We start from the raw sequence: 6,586 nt of genomic DNA on the forward strand, positions 1-6,586 counted from the left end.
TCAACGCCGCCGCCGCCGGAACCAGATCAGCCAGCCGCTGGCCAACAGCGTCGCCGGCAATACCAGCAAGAAAAAGGCGGCGATCAGCGCCAGCGCGCCATCCGACAAATCCAGATGGATATCGGGGGCGGCCTTGGGGCGCAACACGATCAGCGTGTCGTCCAAGGTCAGCCAGTTCATGATATTCAGTCCCAGTTGCAGATTGCCGCCGTTGCCCAGATAGGTATTCGAGAGAAAATCGCCATCGCCGATGACGACAATGCGCTGCCGGGATGCGGTAGCTTGCGCATCAACGGCTCCGGCGGCGGGTGAGCCGGGTCGGGGCCGAACCAGCGCCACGCCAATGGTCAGGGGACCGGGACGCTCGGCGGTATCGGGATCGAACTGCATCCGTTCGTCCAGCGAACCTGTTTCCGTCCAGGTCCGCAACTGGCTTTCCAGCAGCAAATCAGCTTTCCAACCAGCGGCGGTTTGCGGCTCCAAAGCGACGGCTTGCGGCAGCAGGGCGGGCGAACGCAAGGGTTCGGTGATGGGATGCGGACCATAATCGGCGATGGGAATGAAGGCAGGATTCTTGATGCCCAGCAAGGGCGTATCCGCGTCCACCACGACGCCGGGCAATACGGTGATCCCCAACAGGGTTGCCAACGCTTGCAGGCCGGACGGGTCCTTCGGCTCCAGCAACCACAACAGGTTGCCGCCCCGATTGACGTATTCCACAATGGCCTGAATCTCCGCTGTCGGCAACGGTGTTTGTGGCCCGGCGATCACCAGCGCGGCGGCCGTGTCGGGGATCTGGGTTCCTGTCGTCAAATCGAGCGCTTCCGGCTGAATGCCGAGCTTTTCCAGCTCCCGGCCAAATGCGCCCAGGTCGTGGTTGGCTACGCCCCGTGGGTTGCGCTCGCCGTGGCCGGCTAGAAACAGCACGACCCGCGCTTGCTGGCGACCGAGACGATGCAAGGATTGGGTCAGCGCCTGTTCACTGAGTTGCTGGAGCCTTTCCCCATGAGCGCGATATTCCAGATACAACTCGCCGTCGGCGGTAATTCCGAGTTCCCGCACTCGATCCGGCAACAGATCGGGGTTAACGAAAGCCAGCGTCAGGTCGGGTTTATAGCGCTGGTAACGGCCCACCAGCCGGACGATGCCGTCGCGCAGGGAGGAATTGTCGCGGGCATAGGCGGTGATGCTGACCGGTCCGTCCAGTCGGTCCAACAGCATCCGACTGGCCTCGGACAGCGTGTTGCGGCCACCGGCGGTCCAGTCGGCCTGAACCGGGTAACGGACGCTTAGCCAGGCCAGCAGGCCGATCACCAGACCGAACAACAGGAGGAACAGTCCGTTCTGGATTCGCAGTCGCCGCCGGGTAGAGAGATCGAGCCGCATGATCAACCCCGCAGGCGCGCATCGTCCAGCCGGCGGATCGTCAGACCCAGGAAAGCCGCGATGAACAACAGGTAATAGGCGACATCGACGCTGTTAAACAATCCCAGCAACAATGCGTCGTAGTGGCGCGGCAGCGACAGGTACGCGAACAGGCTGTCCGCCGTTTTTTGGCCGGTCCCGGCCACATCGACCACCCACAACAGCAGCAGCAGCCCGAAGGTCGCCATCGCCGCCAGCACCGGTTGGATGGTGAGCGCCGACAGATACAGGCCAGCGGCGGTAAAACTGCCAGCGAGCAGAATCAAACCGAGCACACCGGCCAGCAGCTTGCCGAAATCCAGCGGCGCGCCAACCGTCAGCGCCAACGGCATCAACGCGACCAGCACGATCATGCCCGACAGGAAGACGACCACGCCTAAATACTTGCCGAGCACGATGGCCGTCGATCCTACCGGCGCCGAGAGCAGCAGGTCGAGTGTGCCGGCGCGACGCTCTTCGCTCAACAGCCGCATGGTGAGTAGTGGTGTTAGTAAAAGCAGCACCCAGGCGGCGACCCGAAACAGCGGCGCGGCGACCAGATCGGTCACGCCGGGTGCGTTGTCCAACAGGGCCAGTCGGCCCTGCAAATTTCGGAAATCATCCACCAGGATCAGGAAGATCCACGCCAGCAACCCTTGCACCACCGCCAGCAGCGTCCAGGCCAGCGGCGACAGGAATAGGCCGCGCAGCTCGCGGGCCGCGATGGTGAGGATCATACCGGCGCCTCCCCCAGCGTCAGATCGACAAAGATTTGTTCCAGGCCGGTGTGTTCCGGGGTCATTTCCCACAGATCCCAGCCATCGGCGCAAGCCCGTTCGAGCACGGCCTGGTGGGGCGCGGCGCCGGGGGCATGATGGAGTCTAAACCGGCCGATACCGAGTTCCTCGACCCGGACGACTCCCGGCAGTCGCGCCAGGCTCGCGGTCGGCGGCGCTGCGTTCAGCCCGACCCGCAGGTGGGTGGAGCGCCGTTGCTGTTCCAAATCGGCCAGCGCGCCGGCGTACACCAGCCGTCCGGCCCGGATGATCTGCACATGGGTGCAGGTCGCCTGCACCTCGGGTAACAGATGGGTGGACAGAATCACCCCGCGATCCCGCCCCAGCGTGCGGATCAACTCGCGAATCTCGCGCAGTTGGAAAGGGTCCAGGCCGACGGTCGGCTCGTCCAGCACCAGCACCGGGGGGTCGTGCAGGATGGCCTGGGCCAGACCGACCCGCTGCCGATATCCCTTGGACAAATTGCCGATCAGGCGTCGGCCGACATCCGCCAGCCCGCAGCGCTCCTTGATCTGAAGCAGGGCTTGGCGGCAGGCCACGCGATCGAGCCCGTGCAGGCGGGCGCTGTAGCACAACTGTTCGTCCACCGTCAGTTCGCGATAAAGCGGAGGTTGCTCGGGCAGATAGCCGATCGATTGCTTGGCCTGACGCGGTTGATCCAGCAAATCGGCGCCGTTGATGACGATCCGCCCGGCGTCCGGCGCCAACACACCCGCCAGCATCCGCATCGTAGTCGATTTGCCCGCCCCGTTGAGGCCAAGAAATCCAAGAACCTGGCCCCTGTGGAGAGTGAAAGTGATTTCATCGACCACCCGCATATCGCCGTAGCTGCGGGTCAATCGCTCCACCCGCGCCAGTATCTCGCCTTTCATGCCATTTTCAACAAGCGCTGACCCGCGCGGGGCGGTATCATACATTACGAAGTTGACCCGAACAGCCGTGCCGATCCGTTGCCGAGCACCCCATGGAAAAACCTCCCAACCACATCCCGCCACCCGATCACGACCTCTCCGATGGTCTGCATATCGACCAGAGCGAGGAACCTCTGATCCACTGGCTGCTCGTCATTATCCGGTTTTGCGTGCGGATACTGGCGATACTGATGACCCTGGTGATCATCTGGAGCGTCGCCGATGTGGCTTGGGTGATTTATCAGCGTGCGGCGGCGCCGATTGTGGGGTTGCTGAGCGTCAATGATATTTTAGCTTCGTTCGGCGCCTTCATGGCGGCTCTGATCGCCATCGAAATTTTTCTGAACATCGTGCTGTACCTGCGCGACGACGTGTTGCATGTCAAACTGGTGCTCGCCACGGCGCTGATGGCGATCGCCCGAAAGGTGATCGTGATGGACTACAAAACCGTGGAGCCCGAATACATCTGGGCAACGGCGGCGGTCATTTTTTCTCTAAGTATTGGCTACTGGCTGGTGGCCAAGAAACTCCAATAAGCACGGCAATCAGCCCAGCATCATGGTAGCAGTATTGTACGGAAATATCTTTATAAATCAAAATACCTAGAGCTGTTGGCTTGATGACGAACGGCTTTCCGGCCGTACCGGCCGCTTTTTCTAACCACGCTTACAAAAGGTGTAGAGTTGAATTTCATCGTTCATGGTTTTCTGGATCTCTCTTTCTGGGAACTGGTGTTGGCAACGCTGTTGATGACGCATGTCACGATAGCCGCCGTCACGATTTTCCTGCACCGCGCCCAAGCACATCGTGCACTGGATTTGCACCCGGTCATCAGTCATTTCTTCCGATTCTGGCTATGGCTAACGACCGGCATGGCCACCAAACAGTGGGTCGCCATACATCGCAAGCATCACGCCAAGTGCGAAACACCGGACGATCCTCATAGCCCGCAGGTTTTGGGTATCCGCAAGGTGCTTTGGGAAGGTGCGGAATTGTATCGCTCTGAAGCACTTAACTCGGAGACCATGAAGCGCTACGGTCATGGCACACCCGATGATTGGCTGGAAACCCATCTCTATGCTCGCTATGACCAACTGGGTATTACGCTGATGCTGTTTGTTGATCTGGCCTTATTTGGTGTCTCGGGACTCACCGTTTGGGCTATACAATTGCTATGGATTCCATTCTGGGCCGCCGGAGTCGTCAATGGCTTAGGGCACTATTGGGGTTATCGAAATTATGAACCTCGCGATGCCTCCGCCAACCTTCTACCGATCGGATTGATAATCGGCGGGGAAGAACTGCATAACAACCATCACGCCTTCCCTAGTTCGGCCAAGCTGTCGAACCACTGGTGGGAATTTGACATTGGCTGGTTGTACATCCGGATTTTGACAATCCTGCGATTGGCACACGTCAAGAAAATCGCGCCAGTACCACAACAACTACCGGATAAACAGGCTATTGATCTGGATACACTACGAGCCGTTGTGCTTGGTCGATTGTATGTGATGGCCGATTTCGGCCGTAATGTAGTGGTACCAGTGCTGCGGGAGGAGTTACGAAAAGCCGATGATTCCCGGCGCCGCATACTCAGGCGGACCAAGGGATTATTGCTGCGGGAAGAGGCGCGACTGGACGACCGTGATCGCGCCCGACTACGCAGTGTGCTCGACATGAGTCAAGCTCTATGCACCGTCTATGAATTTCGGATGAGCTTGCAAAGTCTGTGGAATCGCACAACTGTCAGCCATGAAAAACTGCTGGCATCGCTGCAAGATTGGTGTACACAGGCCGAGGCCAGTGGTATTCAAGCCCTACAGGAATTCGCGCAATCATTGCGTGGCTACTCAGTGCGCTCAATCTGACTGAAGGTCACAGAAAGCCCGCCTTGAAGGCGGGCTTTCTGTGACAGCTCAACAAGTTATCAAATAACTATTTGATCTTCGCTTCCTTGTAGGGAACATGCTTACGGACCACCGGATCGTATTTTTTCATTTCCAGCTTTTCAGGCATTGTGCGCTTGTTCTTAGTCGTTGTATAGAAATGACCCGTACCAGCGGTGGACACCAGCTTGATCTTATCACGCATGAGTAGCTACTCCTTTCAATTAAACTTTCTCACCGTGGGCACGTAACCCGGCCAAAACGGCGTCAATACCTTTTTTATCGATGATCCGCATACCATGCGAAGATACCCGTAGACGCACAAAACGCCGCTCACTTTCAACCCAAAAGCGATGAATATGCAAGTTCGGTAGAAAGCGACGACGGGTCTTGTTATTAGCGTGCGATACATTATTTCCGGTAGCGGGGCCTTTCCCCGTCACTTGGCAAACTCTTGACATTGAGCCTATCTCCACAACCGGCAAAACCGGGCTTTCGAAAGCTTATTGGCTTTTAAGTCTTAATGAACCACAGGTTAAAGGGACAAATGACCGCCACACCGATGGATCAGAAAAGCAATCAATATCCGAAGACTAAAAAACCCAAAAGCATCCCCCTGAAACCAGGGGGATGCAGCAAATAGATTGCCTGGCGATGACCGACTTTAGCGTGAGTAGATCTCACACGATCATAGGCGCGGCGCGGTTTCACGATCGAGTTCGGGATGGGGTCGAGTGGTTCCCACGCGCTAAGGTCGCCAGGCGAAAAGGGGGAAGGCACGATGCCTGCGAAGGTGGGGGGTTCCACATACTTTGGGTGTTGCAGGGTCAAGCCGCACGGTCAATTAGTACGGGTAGGCTGCACGCGTTGCCGCGCGTCCACCGCCCGCCTATCCACGTCGTGGTCTTCAACGGACCTTTAGGAGTCTCAAGGACTCGGGAGATCTAATCTTGGGGGAGGCTTCCCGCTTAGATGCTTTCAGCGGTTATCCCGTCCGGACGTAGCTACCCGGCCATGCCACTGGCGTGACAACCGGTGCACCAGAGGTCTGTCCATTCCGGTCCTCTCGTACTAGGAACAGCGCCCCGCAAATCTCCAACGCCCGCGGCAGATAGGGACCGAACTGTCTCACGACGTTCTAAACCCAGCTCGCGTACCACTTTAAATGGCGAACAGCCATACCCTTGGGACCGACTACAGCCCCAGGATGTGATGAGCCGACATCGAGGTGCCAAACACCGCCGTCGATATGGACTCTTGGGCGGTATCAGCCTGTTATCCCCGGAGTACCTTTTATCCGTTGAGCGATGGCCTTTCCATACAGAACCACCGGATCACTAAGACCTGCTTTCGCACCTGCTCGACCTGTCCGTCTCGCAGTCAAGCGCCCTTTCGCCTTTGCACGCCACGCGCGATTTCCGACCGCGCTGAGGGCACCATCGCACTCCTCCGTTACTCTTTGGGAGGAGACCGCCCCAGTCAAACTACCCACCATGCACGGTCCCGGACCCGGATCACGGGCCACGGTTAGAATCTCGAGCATTCCAGGGTGGTATTTCAAGGTTGGCTCCACCGAAACTGGCGTTCC

7 protein-coding genes and 2 rRNA genes (1 of these 9 cut by a window edge) are annotated in these 6,586 nt (G+C 58.4%); 2 read left to right on the plus strand and 7 right to left on the minus strand.

What is annotated here, in order from left to right; translation table 11 throughout:
• The 3 genes from IPM89_13115 to IPM89_13125 are packed head-to-tail and all read right to left on the minus strand — an operon-like array spanning position 1 to position 3,073.
• Positions 1-1,386, minus strand: a complete 1,386-nt coding sequence (locus IPM89_13115) for a GldG family protein (GenBank protein ID QQS53781.1) — start codon at positions 1,384-1,386, stop codon at positions 1-3.
• 2 nt (positions 1,387-1,388) lie between these two features.
• Complete coding sequence (locus IPM89_13120; GenBank protein QQS53782.1) at positions 1,389-2,141, minus strand: ABC transporter permease subunit; 753 nt, start codon at positions 2,139-2,141, stop codon at positions 1,389-1,391.
• Positions 2,138-3,073, minus strand: a complete 936-nt coding sequence (locus IPM89_13125) for an ATP-binding cassette domain-containing protein (GenBank protein ID QQS53783.1) — start codon at positions 3,071-3,073, stop codon at positions 2,138-2,140. The genes IPM89_13120 and IPM89_13125 overlap by 4 nt, the downstream gene beginning before the upstream one ends.
• A gap of 92 nt (positions 3,074-3,165) precedes the next feature.
• Here IPM89_13125 and IPM89_13130 point away from each other — a divergent pair, with 92 nt between their 5' ends.
• Entirely contained in the window at positions 3,166-3,648 is a 483-nt protein-coding gene (locus IPM89_13130) for a phosphate-starvation-inducible PsiE family protein (GenBank protein QQS53784.1), read from the plus strand.
• A gap of 156 nt (positions 3,649-3,804) precedes the next feature.
• A complete protein-coding gene (locus tag IPM89_13135; GenBank protein QQS55922.1) occupies positions 3,805-4,980 on the plus strand; it encodes a fatty acid desaturase in 1,176 nt (391 codons plus the stop codon).
• Positions 4,981-5,047: 67 nt separating this feature from the next.
• Here the strand turns inward: IPM89_13135 and rpmG are convergent, their stop codons facing one another.
• The 4 genes from rpmG to IPM89_13155 form a co-directional block, all read right to left on the minus strand.
• The gene (rpmG, locus tag IPM89_13140; protein ID QQS53785.1) at positions 5,048-5,203 is read right to left on the minus strand and encodes a 50S ribosomal protein L33; all 156 of its coding nucleotides are present in this window, start codon (positions 5,201-5,203) and stop codon (positions 5,048-5,050) included.
• Positions 5,204-5,222: 19 nt separating this feature from the next.
• Positions 5,223-5,459, minus strand: a complete 237-nt coding sequence (gene rpmB / locus IPM89_13145) for a 50S ribosomal protein L28 (GenBank protein ID QQS53786.1) — start codon at positions 5,457-5,459, stop codon at positions 5,223-5,225.
• A gap of 185 nt (positions 5,460-5,644) precedes the next feature.
• Positions 5,645-5,760, minus strand: a 5S ribosomal RNA gene (gene rrf / locus IPM89_13150).
• Positions 5,761-5,821: 61 nt separating this feature from the next.
• Positions 5,822-6,586, minus strand: a 23S ribosomal RNA gene (locus tag IPM89_13155); it runs 2,122 nt beyond the window's last position.

The organism is Candidatus Competibacteraceae bacterium (assembly GCA_016699715.1).
GTDB lineage: Bacteria > Pseudomonadota > Gammaproteobacteria > Competibacterales > Competibacteraceae > Competibacter.

Bases quoted from the DNA above. Each gene is read 5' to 3' on its own strand.
- IPM89_13125 (QQS53783.1), bottom strand. From the start codon at position 3,073: ATGAAAGGCGAGATACTGGCGCGGGTGGAGCGATTGACCCGCAGCTAC.
- rpmB (QQS53786.1), bottom strand. From the start codon at position 5,459: ATGTCAAGAGTTTGCCAAGTGACGGGGAAAGGCCCCGCTACCGGAAAT.
- IPM89_13130 (QQS53784.1), top strand. From the start codon at position 3,166: ATGGAAAAACCTCCCAACCACATCCCGCCACCCGATCACGACCTCTCC.
- rpmG (QQS53785.1), bottom strand. From the start codon at position 5,203: ATGCGTGATAAGATCAAGCTGGTGTCCACCGCTGGTACGGGTCATTTC.
- IPM89_13120 (QQS53782.1), bottom strand. From the start codon at position 2,141: ATGATCCTCACCATCGCGGCCCGCGAGCTGCGCGGCCTATTCCTGTCG.
- IPM89_13115 (QQS53781.1), bottom strand. From the start codon at position 1,386: ATGCGGCTCGATCTCTCTACCCGGCGGCGACTGCGAATCCAGAACGGA.